Below are 20,282 nucleotides of genomic sequence, written 5' to 3' on the forward strand. Positions count from 1 at the left end.
CCGAGCTGAGTCGCCAAGTCGGGGCACCCGGCTTACAGTCCCTTTATGCCCGGCGCACGCAGCTGGATCCGGCTGATCCCGATCGCGCTGCTGGTCACTGCCCTGCTCGCGGGGATCGTGACCTGGCTGCGCGCGGGCGCCATCGAGGCGGACCTGACCGCGCGCGCCCAGTCCGCGCTGGCCGCCGCCGGACTGCCACCGGGCACTGTGGACTTCTCCGGGCGGGACGCGACGCTGAGCGGTTTCCCGCCGGAACAGGCGACCAGGGCGCTCGACGTCGTGCAGTCCGTCGACGGGGTGGGGGCGGCCGCGATCTCCGGCGACGTCCGTCCCGCGGCCCCGTCCGCGCCGGGAAGCGCTTCCTCGGCGCCCGAGCCACCGTCGACGCCTCCGTCGTCGAGCCCGCCGTCGAGTTCCCCGGCGCCACCGACCGGTAAGGCCGGGGTCCAGGCCGAGCTCGACCGCGTGCTGGCCGCCACCCCGATCACGTTCGTCCCGGACAGCTCCCGGCTCACCGCCCAGGGCACCCAGGCCGTCCGCGAGGTGGCGAAGGTGCTCGCGAAGGCGCCCGAGGAGCTCCAGTTCCGCGTCGGCGGGCACGCCGCCCGCGGCCCCGGCGGGGAGCGCGCCGCGCTGCGGCTGTCGCAGGACCGGGCCAGGGCGGTCGCGAAACTGTTGCAGGCCAACGGTGTTCCGCAGGATCGGGTCACCGCGCAGGGGTACGGGGACACCCGGCCCGCCGCCGGTGGCGACGACCGCCGGGCCGAGATCACGGTCGAACAGGGGTGATGGCGATGTTCTGGCTCTTCGGGCAGATCTGGCTCTGGCTGCTCCTCGCGTTCCTCCTCGGCGCGCTCGTGACGTGGCTGGTGATGCGCGCCGCCCAACGCCGCGAGGCGCCCGAGCCCTACGCCGAGCACGAGCCCTACCCGGAGCACGAACCGGAACCGGTCCACGAGCCGGAACCGCACGCGGCCGAGGAAACCCAGTACATCCCGCAGGCGGCCTACGACGACGAACACCCGGAGGACCACGCGCATCCCTACGCGCGGCACGAGCACGCGGACGACGAACCGCGTTACCCGGACGAGGAGCCGTACGACCCCGAGCCGGAGGGGCACCGGCAGGGTCAGCTGCCGACTCCGGCGCCGCAGACCCAGCGCCACGCGGCCGACGATCCCGCCTGGCCGGCGGACGACGCGTGGCCCGCGGACTCGCCGGAGCACCCGGCCCCGGAGGACCCGTCGGCCCGGTCCCACCAACCGGGGCGCGGAGGCTGACACCCACCTGGTAAGTTCGGCTACGCACTGTGAGCGGGAGCCGCGGACGTTCTTCGATCGGGAGCCCCGGGGCGACGAAGGAGGCTATCGATGGCGCTCCCGCGCTGGACGGCGGAGAACCTGCTGCCACCCGGCCGCCATCACGCCGATCTCGCCGACATCTACGAGCGGCTGGTCTTCGACGCGCCGTTCCAGAACGAGCGCGAGATCCTCTTCAGCGCCTTGAACAGCTACCTGGGCGTGGCCAGAAGGATCATCCCGTCCGGGCGGGCGTGGATCGGCGGCGCGTTCGTGACACGGACGCCGCAGCCCCCGCACGGTCTCGACGTGGTGCTGATCCCGGACGAGTGGGGCGCGCTCAAGCGCCTCGACGACGCCGGCCGGTCGGCGCTGTACGGCCTGCTGACGCTGCGCGGCGTGTTCGTCGGCCAGCCCGCGATGTACCTCGATCAGGTTCAACCGGTCGGGGGCATGCTGGACGGTTTCCTCTGCCGTCCCGGCGACGAGGACGTCTGGGCCGAGGTGTGGGCCGAGGGCGGCAAGGGATATCCGGAGATGGTCTGGTGAGGAACGAATTCCGGCGCGTCGCGGACGAGATCCCCGGCGGCACCTGGCTCGACGACCTGGCCCGCGCGTCGGCGATGGCCGCGAACGCGAAGTTCGAGCGGACCTGCCGCTCGCCGCTGCTGCACGTGTCCGTCATCGGCGAGACGCACATCGACGCGTACACGTTCTCCGACATCAGCCGGGCGTTGCAGGACGCGACCGCGAAGATCGGGCACATCATCCGCAACCCGTCGGGCGAGGTCACCATCGTCCAGCAGGCCGACCGGGACAAGGCCCCGCTCATCCAGCGCGGCCAGGCGGGCAACGCGATCTTCTTCGGCTTCCCCGAACCGGCGCTCGACGACGCGCTCATCCACGACGGGATCGAGACGCTGTCCGAGCGCGCGGTCAAGGAGCTGTGCGACTTCCTGCCCGCCAACGGTTCCGACGACGGCGCGCTCGACGCCGTCCTGCTCCAGCGCGACACCGTCCGCAACGCGGTGAGCGACGTCGTCAACGCGGTCAGCAAGCACGCCGGGATCGGAATGGCGCTGACGCCGACCGCCGGTGAGCAGGTCACCCGCAGCATGACCAGCGAGCAGGCCAGGATCCTGCAGGGCAGCCTGCGGGAGTCCCGCGAGGCCGTCGGCTACGAGACGGTCACCGGGCGGCTCGACGGTGTCCGTACGCGACGGCGGATCTTCTACCTGGAGCGGGAGTCCGGCGGCACGATCCAGGGCGCGGTGGCCGAGGATCTGCTCGACCAGATCAAGGAGAACCTGGACCGTCCGGTCACCGCGCGGCTGCGGGTCGTGCGCACCACGACCATCGACGGCCGCCGGGGACGCCCGGTGCACGAGCTGCTCGAGATCACGCCCGAAGTGAGCCTGTTCGACGAGCACTGAGGCGCCGCGGGCTTACCCTCGCGCAGCCAGCCCGTGACGCCGATCGGGTGCGGGTGTCCCGCAAGATACTGAGGCGCCGCGGGCTTACCCTCGCGCAGCCAGCCCGTGACGCCGCTCGGGGTGTCCGGCGTGGACACCCCGAGCCCATCTGTGACGCCGGTCGGCATGAATGTCACACCGGAACACCGTGTCGCCGATTCGTGCCGCCGGTCGGCCGCGCGTGCCCTGCCGATCACCCACTGTCAACGACTGCGCCATCCGGCGCATTTCCCGTTCCCGCGAACGACCGTTCGCAATGCGAATTCCGCGCCAGTGCGCCCCGACGTGGAAAAAACGGACTGATCCGGCACCGATCACACGCGAAACATCCATCCCGATTCGCCATTGCCAGGAAATCCGATCGTTGCTGATTCAACCATCATCGTCGCTGGTCAAGGAATGACGGAGCACTCACGGTCGCGGTGGGACAATGACGTTTTCCAGTATGTAACGATTTCGTTCTGCGCCACACTTTTGGGTTAACGTCGGCCCTCTCCGAGTCGAAGGGCAGTGCAAATGATCACCGAGCCGCCGTCTCCGCGTTCGACCGCGCGACACGGCCGAGTAGAGGATCCGATCGCCGCCACCCAGCGACGCAGAGCGAGCAAGGTGAAACCCCGCCGGAACACGCTCGGCATCATCGGTCTCGTGTGCGGCCTCGCCGCGTTCGGAGTCGTCTTCGTGCCGGTCGCCACCCTGGCGGCCTGGCCGCTGGCCGGTGGCGGGCTGGTGCTCGCGATCGTCGGCGCCGTCCAGGCGAGCCGGGGCACGGTGGGCAACCGGGGCGTGGCGGTCACCGGCGCGGTGATCAGCGCGCTCGCCCTCCTCACCACGGCGGGCTGGCTCGTGTACCAGACCTACTTCAGCGGGGGCACCGCGGCGGGCCTGCACATGCCCGCGGTGAGCGGCGACAAGCACACCGTCGCCTTCGTCGTCACCGCCAACGGCGGGGCGAACGTGCGCTACGGGAGCCTCAACACGCAGCTGACCGGGACCACGCCGTCGAGCACGGACGCCTGGCGGCAGCAGGCGTCCTACAACTCGGGCGCGTACCTGCTGACGCTGACCGCGGATTCGCCGAACGGCAGCGTCAACAACCAGATCAGCTGCTCGATCACGGTGGACGGCAAGAAGGTCGCCGAGAACACCGGCACCACGATCGCGCTGTGCACGGCGAACGTCGGCTGACGCGCGCGGCTGCCTGGCGCCCGGCCGGTTCTCCCCCCGACGTGTCCCCGGCCGGGCCGCCTGAGCCGTCCCTGACGGCTCCTGGTCGAACCCGACTAGGGGTTACGGGTCCGACGCGCCCACCTCACAGGCTGCCCCTCCCCTAGGGCTCAGCGGGCACTGGCCGGACCCTACGCGGATCACGGCCCCAGCCACTAAGAATCCACTAAGGGTGCGCGCTTGGGCACCCCCCGACAGGTCGTTTTCCCGCTGGGCGACACCGAATCCGTGGTCCGAAAGGGCAGCGGACAATGCCCTTTCGGGCATTCCGTCCGCCTCGTCGCTCAGTCCAGTCCGGCCAGTTCGACGCGGGCTCCGCCGACCAGGTTCGGATTCGCGCGCTGGTAGATCCGCAGCGCCCGCGCGAACTGCTCGCGGGCGGCCTCGGCCTCGCCCCTGGTCCGCAGCACCCGGCCCAACGTCAGGCGCAGCACGCCTTCCTGCAACACGAACCGGCCGCGTATGGCCAGTTCGATGGCCTCCCCGGCGTACCGCTCGGCGTCGTCGACCTCGCCGGTTCGCAGGGTGAGCTCGGCGAGCCGGTTCAGCGACACGATCGCGTAACAGTCGTCGCCCAGTTCCCGGTCGATCTCCAGCGCTTCGAGCTGGTGCGCGATCGCCTCCCGGAGGTGCCCGGCCCGTTTCTCGATCACCGCGCAGTCGGTCAGCACCTGGCCGCGCAGTTCGACGTTCCCGCCGTGCTCGGCCTCGCCCAGCGCCCAGCGCAGCAGCTCGACCGCGCGGTCGTGCTCGCCGAGCAGGCTGATCAAGCTGCCGTGGTGGACGGCGGCGGCGATCGACAACCCACGGTCGCCGAGCCCGGCGGCCAGCTCCACGGCCCGTTCGGCGTCGGCGATCGCGCTGTGCGGCACCTCGAACGTCAGCGCGATCGCGCACCGCGCGACGAGCATCCAACCCTGTCCGGCCGGATCGCCCGCGTCCTCGGCGGCGCGCAGCCCGCAGTCCACCATCCGCGTCCACTCGTCGAGCAACGGGGAGACGAGCCGGTAGCTGTGGGCGACCTGGGCCAGCCGCCACGCCTGCCCGTACCGGCCCTTGACGTTCACCGCGGCCAGCGTCGCCAGGAGGTTCGGCCACTCCGCGGTGAACCAGTCCAGCGCGTCGTCGAAGGAGACGATCGCGGGCAGTTCGATCTTCTCCGGCGCGCCGGAGAAGTCCACCGGGTCGGCGATCCGGACCATCCGGCGACGGGCGTGATCAGCCGTCCGCAGGTAGAACTCCACCAGCCGGTCCAGCAGCACGGCCCGGCGTTCGGCGGGCAGCTCCGTCTCGGTCAGCTCGCGCAGGTAGACGCGGACGAGGTCGTGCAGCGCGAAGACGTCGCGGTCGGTCTCGGTGACCAGGTTGTGCGCGGCGAGCGCGCGCAGCCGCCGCCGGGCCTCGGCCATCGGCACCCGCGCGATCGCGGCCATCAGGTACGGCCCCGCCGTCGGTCCCGGCACCGCGCCGAGCTGGAGGAACGTCTCGGCGACCTCGGCGGGCAGGCTGCGGAAGGAGACGTCGAAGGCGGCCCGCACCCCGCCCTCGGCGCCCTCGACCTGCAACGCGGCCAGCCGGGTGTGCTCGTCCCGCAGTTCCGCGACCAGGTCCTGCGCGGTCCACTTCGGACCGGCGGCGAGCCGCGCGCCGGCGATCCGCAGCGCGAGCGGCAGGTAGCCGCAGAGCTTCGCCAGCTCGTGGTTGAGCGGCGAGGGCCCGGCCAGTTCCTCGATGACCTGGACGGCGTCGGGCTCGGCGAGCGCGCCGAGCACCCGCAGCTTCGCCGCGTTCGACACCGCGAGCCCGTCCAGCCGCGACCGGCTCGTCACCACCGTCATCGACCCCGGACCCGGCGGCAGCAGCGGCCGGACCTGATCGGTGGTGCGGGCGTCGTCGAGCACCACCAGCATCCGGCGCCGGGCGATCAGCGACCGGTACAGCGCGGCCCGTTCGTGCGGCCGGTCCGGGATCTGCGCCGTCGTCACGCCGAGCCCGAGCAGGAACTGGGTGAGCAGTTCGGCCGGGTCGAGCGGCGAGTGCCGGGTGTCGAAACCACGCAGCGAGGCGAACAGCACGCCGTCCGGGAAGCGGTCGGCCACGCGGTGCGCCCACCACACGGCGAGCGCGCTCTTCCCGATCCCCGCGGTGCCGGAGACGACGGCGACGGTGCCGTCCCCGCGCCCGACCAGGTCGTCGAGCCAGGCCAGCTCGGCCTGCCTGCCGGGCAGGCTCGGCACCGCGGCGGGCAGCTGGGAGGGGGCGGGCTCGGGATCCGGCTGGGCGCCGCGGGCCGCCCCGGCGCCGGCTTCCGCGCGGGACGGCAGGTCGTCGTTGAGGATCCGCTCGTGCACCCAGCGCAGCCTGGCTTCGGGCTCGACGCCGAGCGCGTCCATGATCGCGCGGGACACGGTCCGGTACAGCTCCAGCGCGTCGCCCCGGCGGCCCGCGTAGTACAGCGCGCGCATGAGCTGGCCCGCGGTGCGCTCGGCGAGCGGGTTCGCCCGCACGATCGGGCTCAGCTCGGCGATCAGCTCGGCGTGGCGGTCCAGATCGAGGTCCGCGTCGACCCTGGCGCCGTGCACCGCGAGCCGCAGATCCTCCAGCTCCGGCGCGCGCAACGCGTCCGGCACCCCGGACAACGCGGGGCCGCGCCACAGCGCCAGCGCCTCGGCCAGCAGGGCGGAGGCGATCTCCGGACGGGCGTGCGCGGCCCGGCCCAGCAGGGCTCGCGCGTGGTGGACGTCGATCAGCAGCGGGTCGACCACGAGCAGGTAACCCGGTGGGCTGGTGAGGATGCGCGCGCCGTGCTCGCCCTGGACGTTGCGCAGTACCCGGCGCAGATGCGAGACGTTGCCGTGCACGATGGTCCGCGCGGTCGCGGGCGGGTCGTGGTCCCACAGCGCGTCGATGATCTCGTCGAGCCCGACGACCTTGTTGGCGTTGAGCGCCAGCAGCGCGAGCAGACCACGGACACCGGGACCGCCGATCGGCACCGTCCGGTCGCCGACGACGAGCTGGACCGGGCCGAGCAGCCGGAATCGTGCGGTCAATCCGTTTTCGGCCATGCTCGCGCCCACCTCCCCGTTCGTCCTTCCGGCGTCTCCCTCGCCAGGAATGTCAACTTACCGTGATCGGGGACTGACCCACACGATTCCGCGGAGAAGAACGAGTGTGCCTGGCGCCGGGCCGGTACGCCGTCCGTCGCGGGCCAGGTGGTTTGTCACCGATTACCACTTCGCGGGCATCAATTACGCCGGATGTCGTAACGCATTCGGCGGAGACCACGAATCCGCTTTTTTCGCGAGGGGTCCGTTCGTGCCCGTTCGACCGGCGAAAGAAAGAAGCCGGGCCCTGCACCATCAGTCCCGATCTGATGGTGCAGGGCCCGGCTTGGAGCCGTCGGCTGGGCCGCCAGGGGGCGCGGTCCACCCGAGGCGTCACCGTCCGGCCGTCCGGGCTGGCTCACCCCGAGCTTCAAGAACCCGGCCGAGGGTCGGTGACGTCAGCGTGAACCACTGCCCACGCGTGGCGACAAGGTAACAGGGCGCACAGAACCGGCTACAGCCGCCCCACACCTCGGCCCGGCGTCAGCGGCTCAACGGCGTCGAGTCCCGCCCCGCGATGAACGCCGGACGCGGCTGCGCGGCCGCGTACGGGTCGGTCAGCGCGTTCTCCACGCTGTTGAACACCAGGAAGATGTTCGACCGCGGATACGGGGTGATGTTGTTCGCCGAGCCGTGCATGATGTTCGAGTCGAACCACAGCGCCGAGCCGGCCTGACCGGTGAACTGGTCGATGCCGTACTCGGCGGCCAGCTTGGTGATGTCGTCCTCGGCCGGGACACCGACGCGCTGGTCCTTGAGCGAGCTCTTGTAGTTGTCGTCCGGCGTCTCGCCGGCGCACTGGACGAACGTGCGCTGCGAACCGGGCATGACCATCAGCCCGCCGTTGAACGGGTAGTTGTCGGTCAGCGCGATCGAGCAGCTGACCGCGCGCGGGATCGGCATCCCGTCCTCGGCGTGCCAGGTCTCGAAGTCCGAGTGCCAGTAGAACCCGGTGCCCTTGAAGCCGGGCATGTAGTTGACCCGGCTCTGGTGGATGTAGACCTCGGAGCCGAGGATCTGCCGCGCACGGTCGAGCACCCGCGGGTCGCGCACGAGTTCGGCGATGAGCTCGCTGATCTCGTGCACGTCGAACACCGAGCGCACCTCACCGGTCTTCTGCTCGGTGATCACGCGTTCGTCGCCGCTCAGCTCCTCGGACGAGGACAGCCGGACCAGCTCCTGCCAGTACGTCTGGACCTCACCGGGCGAGAGCAGATCCTCCACGATCGTGTAGCCCTTGGTCTCGTGGTTGGCCAGCGTGGCCGCGTCGATCGGACCGTCGGCTTCGGTACCCCACACGGTGGGGTGGGGGCGTGGCAGGTGCTCCGGCGTGCCGGTGATCCGCGTCGGGTACGAGTCTTCGACGCGGGTGCCCATCAGTGTCACGGTTGGTTCGCCTCCTGACGTTGTCTTACGGGTTCGGCCTATGAAGCTTCTTCGGTGACCAGCGGGTACACGCCGTTCTCGTCGTGTACCTCGGCACCGGTGACGGGCGGGTTGAACACGCACACGCACTTGATCTCGGTCTTCGGCCGGACCTGGTGCTTGTCGTGGTCGTTCAGCAGGTAGAGGGAGCCCGGTTTGAGGGGGTAGACCTTCCCGGTGGCCTTGTCCTCGATCTCGCCCTCGCCCGAAACGATGAAGACGGCTTCGACGTGGTTGGCGTACCAGAAGTCGTTCACCGTTCCCGCGTAGAGCGTGGTCTCGTGCACCGAGAACCCGGCTCCCTCCTTGGCGAGGATGATCCGTTTGCTCCGCCAGTTGGGGGTCTTGATGTCGGACTCGGTGTCGGTGACCTCGTCCAGGGTGCGGACCAGCACGGGCAGCTCCTTAGTGTTTCTTCAGTACGGTGGCGACGGACTCGTCGATGATCGAGAGCCCCTGGGTCAGTTCGTCGTCGGTCAGCGTCAGCGGCGGCAGCAGCTTCATCACCTCGCCGTCCGGGCCGGAGGTCTCCATCAGCAGGCCCCGGTCGAACGCCGCGGCGCAGACCTTTCCGGCGAGCTCGCCACTGGCGAACTCGAGGCCGCGCGCGAGCCCGCGGCCCTTGGCCGTCAGCTCGGCTTCGGGGTAGGTCTCGACGAGGCCGGAGAAGGCGGCGGCGATGCGCTCGCCCTTGGCCCTGGTGGACTTCTCCAGATCGTCGTCGTTCCAGTATGTCCGGATCGCCTCGGTCGCGGTGACGAACGCGGGGCTGATGCCGCGGAACGTGCCGTTGTGCTCACCCGGCTCCCAGACGTCGAGCTCGGGCCGGATCAGGGTGAGCGCCATCGGCAGGCCGTAGCCGCTGATCGACTTCGACAGGCACACGATGTCCGGCTGGATCCCGGCGTCTTCGAAGCTGAAGAACGGACCGGTACGGCCGCAGCCCATCTGGACGTCGTCGACGATGAGCAGGATGCCGTGCCGGCGGCACAGCTCCTGCAGCCCCCGCAGCCAGTCCATGCGCGCGGCGTTGATCCCGCCCTCGCCCTGCACGACCTCGACGATCACCGCGGCGGGCTCGTTGAGACCGCTGCCGGAGTCTTCCAGGAGCTTCTCGAAGTACAGGAAGTCCGGCATGGCGCCGTCGAAGTACTTGTCGTAGGGCATCGGCGTGGCGTGCACCAGCGGGACACCGGCGCCGCCCCGCTTCATCGAGTTGCCGGTGACCGACAGCGCGCCCAGCGTCATGCCGTGGAAGGCGTTGGTGAAGTTGATGACCGATTCCTTGCCGGTCACCTTGCGCGCGAGCTTCAGCGCGGCCTCGACGGCGTTCGCGCCGCCGGGACCGGGGAAGATGATCTTGTAGTCCTGCTCGCGCGGGGCGAGGATCTTCTCCTGGAACGTCTGCAGGAAGTCCCGCTTGGCCACGGTGAACATGTCCAGCGCGTGGATGACGCCGTCGCGCTGGATGTAGTCCAGCAGCGCCTGTTTCAGCACCGGGTTGTTGTGCCCGTAGTTGAGCGCGCCCGCGCCGGCGAAGAAATCGAGATACGCCTTGCCGCTCTCGTCGTGCAACCAGCTGCCCTGCGCGCGGTCGAAGACCACCGGCCAGCCCCGGCTGTAGCTGCGAACTTCGGATTCGAGATCCTCGAAGATGCTCATGACGCTTTCTTTTCTCCCTCTCGCGGGAAATTAACGTACTTTTGACGATTAAGCGAGCCGCAGTGGCCCGATGCGATACAGGTCTTCGGGCTCGTGCGTTTCCCCGTCCGCCGGGAAATCCGCCGCCTCGAACAACCTGTCGCTTTCACACGCGGCGTTCCACCGCTTCGCGAACGACGTGAACAGCCTGATGGAGGCCTCGTTGTCCGGCGTGATCGTGGTCTCCAGGTACCGCACACCACGGGGGACGAGCCGCCTGAACAGCTCGTCCAGCAGTGCCCCGGCCAGGCCTTTCCCGCGCTGCGACGCGTCGACGGCCACCTGCCAGACGAGCGCCGTCTCCTGGTCACCGGGTCTGCGGTAGGCGATCACGAAACCAACGGGCTCGCCGCCATCCGAGACCACAACCGAACTGTCCGCGAAATCGCGACACCACAGCATGTAAGCGTATGGCGAGTTGAGATCAAGCTTCGCCGAATCGCGAGCGATTCGCCAGAGCGCGGCGCCATCGGCCTTGGTCGGGTATTCGATCAAGAGCTTTCCGGACATACTCATGAAACGTAACAGAGAATTTTCGTCCCGCCAGCGGCGGCGACCCGGACAGCGCGCCTACCTGCGAGAACGGGAAAACTCGCGTGACTAGTCCCACATACGCGTTTGAACCTGCGAGTTTGTGGGTAAGACATGCGGCTGGGCCGCCCACCTGTGGTCAGCGGCCTCCAGTCCGGTCACTTCTCGACGATGACCCGAAATGGCTCGCTTCGCAAGGCGAACACGCATACTTTCCGTGCGCGACCGATCATCGGACGTTCCGACGGCCTGTCACACGGCCGCGTGCCGAGGCATATTCCGGGTCGCCGGATTCCACGAGCCGTCCGGGATTTCCCTCCCTCGACCTGGCGATCCTCACGTTCCGCGAGTGGACGGTGGCGGTGTTCCGCGAATGGCGATACCGCTACATCGCGTTCGTGATTGCCGACTGCGTCCTTACGTCCCGAACGAGACGCCAAGGACGCTCAACGTCTCGTATGGAGCGTCAGAACCACCGCGCGCCACCTCGCGCACCTCAGCAGCCACACCGGCCTCATCGACGGCGCCGGGACGGTCCGTGAATGCCACATTGAGGGACTCTGAGTCCCTCAATGTGGCATTCACGGACCTGGCTCCGCTCGTTGCCCACAGGGGTGCGCGGTTGTGGACAACTTCCGCCCGCACGGCCGGGATCAGGGGTTTTGTCTTACCCCGGCGGTAGAATGAGGCGGGGCCGCCCCCCAAAGGGAGGGAGGGGGCTGCACTGCGGTGGGGGCATCGGGCGGGGCGGGTCAGCGGCGGTTTTTCGGGGCCGGGGCGGAGCGGCGCAGGCGGCGGGTGAGGGCGTCCAGCGGGGTCCAGACCGCGGGCAGGACGAGCAGCGCGGCCACCACCAGCCACCACACCGGGGCTTCGCCGCGCCGCCAGCCCGCGACCACCTCGCCCAGCCAGCCGAAGAGCGGCTCGGCGATCGGTGGCAGGAAGGCGGCGAACAGCAACGCCGCCACGATCAGCACGCCGAGCACGGTGAGCACCATCCGCCACGTCCGGCGCAGCGTGATCAGGCTGACCACCAGGAACACCAGCGCGCCCGCGGCGACCGGCAGGCCCACCCACTGGAGGAGCTGGCCGCCGTTCCCGCCGAGCACGAACCCGGCGAGCATGGTGACCGCGGCCGCGATCAGGTTCCACGGCCTCCCGAGCCGCACCGCGCCGCGCGTGACCCACCAGGCACTGCGGCCCGTGGTCTGCGCGAAACCGACCGCGGGCTGGACCGACTTCGGCACCTTCGCGGCCCCGGCGGCGGCGTTCATCCCCGCCGCGCCCGCCTTGATCAGGGTCGAGGTCAGCAGCATCGACCCGCGCTCGTCCTCGATCTTCTCCGCCGAAACCTGGCACGCCTGGAAAACCCGCTGCGTCTCGACGTCGTCGGCGGGCGGGGCCGCCGCCAGCTTCCGGAACGCCTCCGACGCCTTTCCGTTGCCCTTGGCCGTTTCCAGGTCCTCCCCGGCGTGCTTGCCCACCACGGGCAGCTCTTCGCGCGCGATCTCCAGCTGTCGCACCCGCGCGAGCACCATCGCGGTGACCGGCATGCTCAGCGGCACCTTCTCGGCCACCTCGACGTCCTGGAGATTCGCGTCCAGTCCGAGGAATCCCAGTTCCTCGGTGAGCTGGGCGGCGAGCGCCTCCGCCTCACCGGGGGTGAGGTTGTCCGCGGCGCCGGGGAGCCGCCAGCCGATGGCTCCGAAGGTTTCCCGCACCCGGCCCCGGAACACCTCGGCGCCGGTGAGATCACGCAGCAGCCGCAACCGTTTCGGGTCGAGCAGGCACTGCGTCAGCCAGCCCGCGCCGTCGACGCGGCCCCACATCCAGTCGCTGGCCCGCCAGGAAGCCTTGTAGAACGCGCCGAAATCGCCGGCCTGCATCCCGGTCAGCTTGGTGTGCGCCCGGGAGCGGCGCATGTCCAGCAGCGTCCGGGAATCCGCGCTGACCTGGACGAGATCGACCCGCTGGTCCACCGACGGCGGCTGCGCCAGCAGCCCGCGCGTGGCCACGTGCAGTGCCAGCAGCCTGGCCAGCACGACCTCGTCGGCCGCGCCCTTGCCGTCGCCGCCGGCACCGTCGTCGCCGGTGAGCCCGAACCAGTCGAGCAGCGTGCGGACGGTGTCGGCCGCCGGATCGGCCTGCTCGGCCCGCGCGCCCGCCAGCGCGCGCAACACCGGCGCCGCCTGGCGCAGCGCACCGACCACGGCAGGCCACGCCTCGCGCAGCGTGTCCGCCCTGCCCTTGCCCGCCCATTCCGCGGCCAGCGCGGCGATCCAGGCGTCCAGCGACGTCCCGGCGGAGGGCGGCTCGTGCTCCACCACCCACGGCGTCAGCTTCACCCCACGCGCCGCCGCGCGTCGCGCGCGGTGCAGCAGGGCGCGGCATTCGTTGAGCTGCCCGGCCTGCTCCGGCGACGGCCCGAGCCGGAACCCGGCGTTGATCACCTGGATCCCGGTGCCGACGGCGTCGTCCAGCGCTGTGGTGCGGAACCCGGCCAGCTCGTCGGGTGTGACGCGCCCACCCGGTGGCCGGTCCGGGACGCCGTCCCGCAGTCCGTCGGCGGCGACGGTCCGCAGCTGCGCGGACATCCCGGACGCCCACTGCGACTCCAGACCGTCCACTTCGGACACCGCGTAGATCCGGCTCGCCGCGCGCACCAGCTCGCTCGCGTCCTCGGCCACCCGGCGTTCGCGGTAGGCGGCCATCAGCCTGGCGTCGACGAACGTGTCCGGATCTCCGCGCAGCCCCATCGCGGCCAGGGAGACCCGGGTGTCGCGCGTCCGCACCACGGCGTCGTTGTGCCGGGTCAGGTCCTCCAGATCGGTGCTGATGGTCTGGTTCAGCACGGTCGAAACCACCTTGCTGAGCGCCTCGCCGAGCAGTGGCGGATTCGCGGGGTCGACGTGCACCACGTCGGCCTCCCGCTCGCCGGTCGGCACCACGTACAGCAGCAGCCGCCGGACGTCGGCGTGCGACGGCCGCTCGAAGATCTCCCGCAGCGCGGGCCGGAGTGGCTTGTTGAGCAGCACCCCGCCGTCGGTGAGCCAGTGCGACCGGGTGAGTTCGGTGTAGCGCGTCATGTCCGGGTGCAGCCGGTCGGCGCCGTCGGTGCCGATGGGCATCCTGGACAGCTCGAACGCGCCGGGGAAGGAGGCGGTCGAGCGCGCGGCGAGCGCGAGCGGGCCGAGGACGTCCGGAGTCCACAAAGGACCATCGAAGCGGAACAGCATCCGGTGTTCGGTGTCCCGCACCAGGTTTCCCAGTGCGTCGTCGAACCGCGTGGTCTCGCCGTCGATCATGGTACCGGTGAGCAGCACAGTGATGTCCGGCTGCTCGGACGGCGGAGTACCCCCGCCGCTGATGACCCGCAGCGCGCGTTCCAGATCACCGAGCAGGACCCGGTCCCCGTCGAGCAGCGAACGCGGCAGCTTCTCCTTCGGATCCCGGATGAGGTTCTCCAGCGAACCGGTGCTGATCCAGGTGTCCCGCAGCACCTGCGGGGTGGAACCGAACGCCTCGGCCAGCCCGAGGCAGGCCGCGTTGATGCCGCCCGCGCTCGTGCCGGTGAGGACGTCGATCGACACCGTGACGTGCAGGAGATCAATCAACTTCCGGTATACGCTTTCCGTTTTCTCGTCACGCGAGGCGTGCAGCACCTGGGACGTCTCGGTCGCGATCCCGCCCATCCAGACGGCGAGGCTCGCACCGCCCACCATGGTCATCGCCAGCCGGATCTCCTGCCGCCACGGCTCCGGGGTTTCCTTGCCCGATGGGGAATCCTTTCGGGAATCCATAAAGGAATTCGGGTCCGAATAGGTGTCGCCGGTACGCTCCTCGCCGCGGTCCTCCCGCGCTCCCTCAGCCATACCACAAAGGATAGGGGCAGGCGGCGGAAGTCGTCCCCGGTTCTAACCGGCCGGAGCAATCAGTCGGCGAAATGCTCCAGCAACAGCACCTGCGCCTCACCGACGACGAACCCGAGCACCGCCCCGGTGGCGATCAGGATCCATTCGTCCTGTTCGAAGGCCGGGCGCAGGAGCCGCTCGAATTCGCGTGGGGAAAGTTCCTTCATCTTCGAGACCAGTACGTTGCGGATGTCCATCGCGTCGGTGGCGTAGTCCTCGATGTAGGCCATGGTCTCGGGCAGCCGGGCCATGATCTGCTCGGAGATCGACAGCTTGAGGTCCTGGTAGCGCCTGCCCCCGACGGCGAACAGCAGCAACGGCTTCGCCAGCCCGCTCCGCCTGCCGAGCTCGGCGTCGAGCTGACGCTGGATGAGCGCGAGGACCCGATCGGACAGTGGCCCGCGCAGGATCGCCTCGATCACGTTGTGCGGGGTGATGATCTCCTTCGCGATCAGCTCCCCGTAGGCCTCGGCGACCTCGGCGCGCCGTTTGAGGAACAACCCCTGCCACTGGATTCCGAAATACTTCTTCGGTTCGATCGGGTAGAAAATCATGCGCAACGCGAGCCAGTCGGTGAACCAGCCGGTGAACAGACCGAACAGCGGCATGATCAACGGGAACTTGAACAGGATCCAGGCGGCCATCTGGATGATGCCGATGAATCCGCCGAAAACGAGCCCGGAACGCTGGATGAACTTGAACTCGTCCTTGCCCGCCTCCTGGAAGATCCGGTTCAGCAGCCGTTTGTCCTTGACGAGACTGGTGACGACCATGCCCTTCAGGTCGAACACACTGTCCACATCGGACTTGATGAGGTCGAGCACGGCGGCGACCATGCGCGGCGACTCGGCCTGCACCCGCTGGATGACCATGCGCTGCACACCGGGCGGCAGCGATTCCCACAGCCCGGGCTGGTAGTGCCCGGCGACCTCGCGGACGATGTCCTCCACACCGGCCAGCAGCGGTTTTTCGATCTCCTTGGCGATCCGTTCGGCGTCCAGTCTGGACACCACCTCGGACGGCTTGATGAGCTGCTCGGTCATCGTGTCGCAGGCGATGCTCGCCATCCGCGCCGCGCGCTTGGGCACGATGCCCTGCCAGCCGAGGAACGGCTTGATCCCGACGAACTCGACGGGCTGGAACATCATCCGGATCGCGACGATCTTGGTGGAGTAGCCGATCAGCGCGGCGACGATCGGGATGGACACGTACAGCGCCCAGTGCCGCCCGAAGTCGTCGAGGACGCCGTCGAGGAACGCACCCATGGCCGTGCTCAGCCGAGGCTCGGGTCGCAGGCCTGCCAGAACCGCGCGCCGAGGCGCGAGACATGCACGGTGCGCCGGATGAACTTCGCGCGTTTGACCAGCTGTTCGGCCTCGCGCACGGTCTCGTCGGTCAGCAGGATCTCGTACTGGGTTTCGAGCGAGGGCACCTCCTCGTCGAGGTCGACGAGGCCGAGCCCGATCAGCCGGGTGAGGTAACCGGGCACCTGGTCGGTCAGGGACACCCCGGCCGTCTTGCCGACCGTCGACGCGTTGCGCAGCACGATCCGGCCGGTCCCGCCGATGCCGGTGCGCTCGGCGACGTCGACCGAGGGGAACGGCGAGCCGTCGGACAGCGCGGAGAGGATGCGGGCCTCGTCCGGGGTGAGCTGGCGCAGGATGATCGCGTAGAGGTACTCGCGGGCCCGCTCGCGCCCGAAGCCGATCGAATGGTTCAGCAGCTCCGCCATCGCCGCGCGCAGCGGCTCGGCGTGGTTGTCGCGCGCGGGCACCAGCGTCACGGTGGCCTCGACCGGCTGCCCGTCCAGCCGGGCACGGTTCATCGCGGACGCGGCGGTCAGCGCGGCGTGGTAGGGGTCGTCGACCTCGTCGAGACGGCGGCGCAACTCGGTCAGCAGCTGCCGCTCGACCGTGCGGAAGCCACGCTCGGCGGTGTCCACCCCTGGCAGCTTCCTGGTGAGGTCGAACCCGGTGCGCGCGGCCCAGCCCGCCAGCTGACCGGCCCGTCGCGCGAACCTCGCGACGTCGTCCACGGTGCCGTTCTTCGGCTCACTGCCGTTGGCTCGCTCAGTGCTCACGGGCCCCAACTCCTCGCTGTCCGCGCTGATGCTACCTGCGAGTAGGCCGAATGGCGGCGTGACGGCTCCGCATCGTGATCCGGCACGCGGTGTTGGATGGCTCCCATGCGCGCGCCGTACTGGGGACCGCCGATCGCCGTCCTGCCCCTGCTCGCCCGTGAGGAACAAGCGCTGGTGGACGTGCTGACCGGGCTCGACCCCGGCCAGTGGGCGACGCCGACGGCGCGCCCCGGCCGGACGGTCCACGACCTCGCGGCGCACGTCCTCGGCGTCAAGCTCGGGCGGCTGTCCCGCGATCGCGACGGCCATCGCGTTCCCGAGTCACCGGACGCGGCCGAAGCGTGGGTGACAGCGTGTCGACGGCTCTCGCCGGAGGTCCTGTTCACGCTGCTCGTGGACAGCACGGCGCAGCTCGCCGACCACTGGGGCAGGACCGACCTCGACGAACCCGGCGCGCCGGTGGCCTGGGCCGGACCCGAGCCCGCGCCGCGCTGGCTCGACGCCGCCGCGGAGTACAGCGCGTTCTGGACCTGCCAGCAGGAGATCCGCGAGGCGGTGGACCTCCCGCTGCTCGACGCGCCGGAGTTCCGCGGCCCGGTGGTGGACACGTTTATGCGCGCGCTGCCGCACACGCTGCGGGAGGTCGAGGCCAGGACCGGGCGGCAGGTCGCCTACACGGTGACCGGCCGGAGCGGCGGCCGCTGGACCGCCCGCCGGGAGGCCGGAGGATGGACTCTCGACCGCGCGGCGCCGACGTCCCGCTCGCCGCTGGCCGCGGTGACCACCGACGCCGACACGTTCTGGCGCCTGTCCGCGGGCCTGCTCCGCCCCTCGGACGTCACGGACCGCGTCACCCTCACCGGCGACGAAAACGTTTGCGCGGCTCTGCTCGGGATGACCACAGGTCTCTGAAGGCCACCTTGAGGGCGTTCAGGTCCCCGAAGGTGGCCTTCAGAGACCTCAGCGGCGTCGCTTGGCCTGTTTGCGCAGTTGCAGGATCCGCGCGCCGCCGATCAGCGCGACCAGCGCGGCGCCGGCGAGCACGGAGAACAGCATCGCCACGGCGAGCGGCATGCTGCCCGACGCGCCGAAGAAGTGCACGGTCGCCGAGTCGAGGTTCTGCAGGATGAACACCAGCAGCAACGCGAGCACGACCAGCGCGACGATCACCGCCACCCAGGTGCCGCTGATCCGGGTGGGCCTGAGCTTCCCGGACCTCTTGGCCCTGCCGGAAGGCCGCGACCCGGTGGGCCGCGCGGATTCCGCCGGCGGGCCGAGGGCGGCGGGCGGCTCCACGTCCTGGAGCCGCCCGCCGGGGGTCTCCGACGGGACGGAGCGGGTGGGTTCGTCACCTCCACCACGGGCGTGAGTCATGGTCCCCAGTGTCCGCCGACCTGCGGGAGTTCGCCGGACGATATGCCCCTAACGGGTGTACTTGTCGACATCCCGGAGGACGCGGAGGGTGTTGCGGCCGGCGAGTTTCGCGCAGTCCTCCTCGCTCCAGCCACGTTCGAGCAGCGCGGCGAACAGCACCGGGTACCTGGAAACGTCCTCCAGGCCCTGTGGCAGCTCCGCGACGCCGTCGTAGTCGCCGCCCAGCCCGATGTGGTCGATGCCCGCCACCTCGCGGGCGTGCTCGACGTGCGCGACGACGTCTTCGACGGACGCCTTCGGCTTCGCCGGCCCGTCCCAGCTCGCGGTGAACCTCCCGCGCTGCCCGAGGTCGCGGTAGTCCTGGCCCGCCTCGGCCATCGCGGCCTTGAGCCGCCGGTCCCACTCGGTCACGGCGGGCGAGACGAAGCCGGGCACGAAAGTCACCATCGCGACACCGCCGTTGCCGGGGAGCCGTTCGAGGACGTCGTCCGGGATGTTGCGCGGGTGGTCGTTGACCGCGAGGCACGAGGAGTGGCTGAAGATCACCGGTGCGGTGCTGACGTCGAGCGCCGCCCGCATCGTGCTCGGCGCGACGTGCGAGAGGTCCACGAGCATGCCGACGCGGTTCATGGTGCGGACGACGGCGCGGCCGAACTCGGTCAGGCCGTTGTGCGCGGGTTCGTCCGTGCCGGAGTCGGCCCACGTCGTGTTGTAGTTGTGCGTCAGCGTCATGTAGCGGACGCCGAGGCGGCGCAGGATCCGAAGCACGCCAAGGGATTCGGCGATGCTGTGGCCGCCCTCGGCGCCGAGGAGCGAGGCGATCTTGCCGTCGGCGAACGCGGCCTCCGCCTCGTCCGCGGTGGTGACCAGCGCGAGGTGTTCGGGGTAGCGCTCGGCGAGCTGGTGGACGACCTCGATCTGCTCCAGCACCGCGGTGACCGCGCTGTGGCCCTCGAACGAGCAGGGCACGTAGACCGACCAGAACTGCAGGCCGAGCCTGCCCTCGCGGAGCTTCACCAGGTCCGTGTGCAGCGAGGGCTGCCGGATGGTGAGGTCGAGACCGTGTGCCGCGTCGACCGGATCGGGCCCGACCAGGTCACGCAGTTCCCACGGAAGGTCGTTGTGGCCGTCGGCCAGGATGGTGGATTCCAGCAGCGCCGACGCGCGCTCGAGGTCCCGAGAAGTCATCCCCCGATCGTAAGTGCCGCACCGGGCGGCGGGTGCGGGAGCAAAGCGAGAACAAAGTCTCTTACCCGCGAGAGAAATTGGGCTAAGGTGGGCCCGTGACACCCGATCCGCACACCGACGACGACGAGATCGTCAGCTGGTGGGGCCTGGTGATCGAGGGGTACCTCGCCACGCAGGACGTCCTGATGGGCGAGATCTCCACGCGCTTCGGCCTCGCGCCCGCGTCGTTCGACATCCTGCTGCGGCTGCTGCGCTCGCCGGAGCACCGGATGCCGATGACCCGGCTGGCCACCGAGGCGGCACTGTCCAGCGGCGGTTTCACCAAGGTCGCCGACCGGATGGCCGCCGCGGACCTCATCCGCCGCGTCCCCAGCCCCGACGACCGGCGCGTCACCTTCGCCGCGCTCACCGACCACGGCGTCGACGTCGCCCAGCGCGCGCGGGCGGCGGGTGCCGAAATCCTCCGGCGCATCGTGCTGGAGCCCCTCGGCAACGACGCCGCCAAACTGGCCTCGGCCATGCGCACGCTGCGCGCCGTCAACGGCTCGTAGCGACCGCGCCAGGCACCCGGTTCAACCTCGACGCGGCCCAGGTGACGAAGGCCCACAGCGCCAGCGCCGCCGCGGCGTCGGTGAAGATCGTGGCGAACCAGAACGCCGGGATCTGCGGCACCCCGACCAGGAAGTGCCCCGCGCTGGCCAGCCCGGTCAGCGAGTAGACCATCAGGAACGCCAGCGCGCGCCAGTACCGTCCGCGCAGGTAGTCGCGGTAGCCGAGCACGCCGAACACGGTGAACACCACGTAGGCCAGTACCACCAGCACCTGCGCCGTACCGACACCGATGCCCTCGATCTGCGGGTAGTCCGCCGCTCTGATCACGTTGTGCGCGTAGTGGAGTGTCGTGGTCAGCACCGAGAAAACCAGGATGCCCCGGAGCGGGGCCAACCCCTTCTCCCGCAGTTCGTCCATGG

At 70.1% G+C, this 20,282-nt stretch carries 18 protein-coding genes; 7 read left to right on the forward strand and 11 right to left on the reverse strand.

Annotated elements, in window-relative coordinates:
* Positions 1 to 45 precede the first annotated feature (45 nt).
* From ABD987_RS18655 to ABD987_RS18675, 5 genes are all read left to right on the forward strand, one after another.
* Positions 46 to 789, forward strand: coding sequence for an OmpA family protein (locus ABD987_RS18655; RefSeq protein WP_345394591.1), 744 nt, complete (start codon positions 46 to 48; stop codon positions 787 to 789).
* A gap of 5 nt (positions 790 to 794) precedes the next feature.
* Entirely contained in the window at positions 795 to 1,280 is a 486-nt protein-coding gene (locus tag ABD987_RS18660; protein ID WP_345394594.1) for a hypothetical protein, read from the forward strand.
* A gap of 90 nt (positions 1,281 to 1,370) precedes the next feature.
* Positions 1,371 to 1,847: a DUF6932 family protein gene (locus ABD987_RS18665; protein ID WP_345394597.1), complete on the forward strand. Its 477-nt coding sequence runs from the start codon at positions 1,371 to 1,373 to the stop codon at positions 1,845 to 1,847.
* Positions 1,844 to 2,731 carry a hypothetical protein gene (locus tag ABD987_RS18670; RefSeq protein WP_345394599.1) on the forward strand — a complete coding sequence of 296 codons (888 nt, stop codon included), beginning with the start codon at positions 1,844 to 1,846 and terminating at the stop codon, positions 2,729 to 2,731. Before ABD987_RS18665 ends, ABD987_RS18670 begins: the two co-directional genes overlap by 4 nt.
* A gap of 648 nt (positions 2,732 to 3,379) precedes the next feature.
* The gene (locus ABD987_RS18675; protein ID WP_345394602.1) at positions 3,380 to 3,958 is read left to right on the forward strand and encodes a DUF4190 domain-containing protein; all 579 of its coding nucleotides are present in this window, start codon (positions 3,380 to 3,382) and stop codon (positions 3,956 to 3,958) included.
* A gap of 323 nt (positions 3,959 to 4,281) precedes the next feature.
* Here ABD987_RS18675 and ABD987_RS18680 read toward each other — a convergent pair whose 3' ends face one another.
* The 8 genes from ABD987_RS18680 to ABD987_RS18715 form a co-directional block, all read right to left on the reverse strand.
* Entirely contained in the window at positions 4,282 to 7,062 is a 2,781-nt protein-coding gene (locus tag ABD987_RS18680; RefSeq protein ID WP_345394605.1) for an AfsR/SARP family transcriptional regulator, read from the reverse strand.
* A gap of 522 nt (positions 7,063 to 7,584) precedes the next feature.
* On the reverse strand, positions 7,585 to 8,487 hold the full coding sequence (gene thpD, locus ABD987_RS18685; RefSeq protein ID WP_345394608.1) for an ectoine hydroxylase: 903 nt from the start codon (positions 8,485 to 8,487) through the stop codon (positions 7,585 to 7,587).
* 38 nt (positions 8,488 to 8,525) lie between these two features.
* Positions 8,526 to 8,921: an ectoine synthase gene (locus ABD987_RS18690; protein WP_345394611.1), complete on the reverse strand. Its 396-nt coding sequence runs from the start codon at positions 8,919 to 8,921 to the stop codon at positions 8,526 to 8,528.
* Positions 8,922 to 8,931: 10 nt separating this feature from the next.
* Positions 8,932 to 10,188 (reverse strand): diaminobutyrate--2-oxoglutarate transaminase, encoded by a 1,257-nt coding sequence (gene ectB / locus ABD987_RS18695; RefSeq protein WP_345394614.1) that lies wholly within the window; start codon positions 10,186 to 10,188, stop codon positions 8,932 to 8,934.
* Positions 10,189 to 10,236: 48 nt separating this feature from the next.
* Positions 10,237 to 10,737: a diaminobutyrate acetyltransferase gene (gene ectA, locus ABD987_RS18700; RefSeq protein WP_345394617.1), complete on the reverse strand. Its 501-nt coding sequence runs from the start codon at positions 10,735 to 10,737 to the stop codon at positions 10,237 to 10,239.
* A gap of 773 nt (positions 10,738 to 11,510) precedes the next feature.
* Positions 11,511 to 14,558, reverse strand: a complete 3,048-nt coding sequence (locus ABD987_RS18705; protein WP_345394823.1) for a patatin-like protein — start codon at positions 14,556 to 14,558, stop codon at positions 11,511 to 11,513.
* Between the two features lie 131 nt (positions 14,559 to 14,689).
* Complete coding sequence (locus ABD987_RS18710) at positions 14,690 to 15,934, reverse strand: DUF445 domain-containing protein (protein ID WP_345394620.1); 1,245 nt, start codon at positions 15,932 to 15,934, stop codon at positions 14,690 to 14,692.
* 8 nt (positions 15,935 to 15,942) lie between these two features.
* Positions 15,943 to 16,749 (reverse strand): Abi-alpha family protein, encoded by an 807-nt coding sequence (locus ABD987_RS18715; RefSeq protein WP_378214073.1) that lies wholly within the window; start codon positions 16,747 to 16,749, stop codon positions 15,943 to 15,945.
* Between the two features lie 96 nt (positions 16,750 to 16,845).
* Between ABD987_RS18715 and ABD987_RS18720 the strand changes: the two genes are divergently transcribed.
* Positions 16,846 to 17,661, forward strand: coding sequence for a maleylpyruvate isomerase N-terminal domain-containing protein (locus ABD987_RS18720; protein ID WP_345394623.1), 816 nt, complete (start codon positions 16,846 to 16,848; stop codon positions 17,659 to 17,661).
* 48 nt (positions 17,662 to 17,709) lie between these two features.
* Here the strand turns inward: ABD987_RS18720 and ABD987_RS18725 are convergent, their stop codons facing one another.
* Positions 17,710 to 18,123, reverse strand: coding sequence for a LapA family protein (locus tag ABD987_RS18725; RefSeq protein WP_345394626.1), 414 nt, complete (start codon positions 18,121 to 18,123; stop codon positions 17,710 to 17,712).
* A 48-nt stretch (positions 18,124 to 18,171) separates the two neighbouring features.
* Positions 18,172 to 19,311, reverse strand: coding sequence for a dipeptidase (locus ABD987_RS18730; protein ID WP_345394629.1), 1,140 nt, complete (start codon positions 19,309 to 19,311; stop codon positions 18,172 to 18,174).
* Between the two features lie 95 nt (positions 19,312 to 19,406).
* Between ABD987_RS18730 and ABD987_RS18735 the strand changes: the two genes are divergently transcribed.
* A complete protein-coding gene (locus tag ABD987_RS18735; protein ID WP_345394632.1) occupies positions 19,407 to 19,862 on the forward strand; it encodes a MarR family winged helix-turn-helix transcriptional regulator in 456 nt (151 codons plus the stop codon).
* Here ABD987_RS18735 and ABD987_RS18740 read toward each other — a convergent pair.
* Positions 19,849 to 20,280 carry a hypothetical protein gene (locus ABD987_RS18740; RefSeq protein ID WP_345394635.1) on the reverse strand — a complete coding sequence of 144 codons (432 nt, stop codon included), beginning with the start codon at positions 20,278 to 20,280 and terminating at the stop codon, positions 19,849 to 19,851. The two genes, ABD987_RS18735 and ABD987_RS18740, sit on opposite strands and share 14 nt — an antisense overlap.
* Positions 20,281 to 20,282: the final 2 nt, after the last annotated feature.

The sequence above is a fragment of the Amycolatopsis samaneae genome, from assembly GCF_039541975.1.
Lineage (GTDB): Bacteria > Actinomycetota > Actinomycetes > Mycobacteriales > Pseudonocardiaceae > Amycolatopsis > Amycolatopsis samaneae.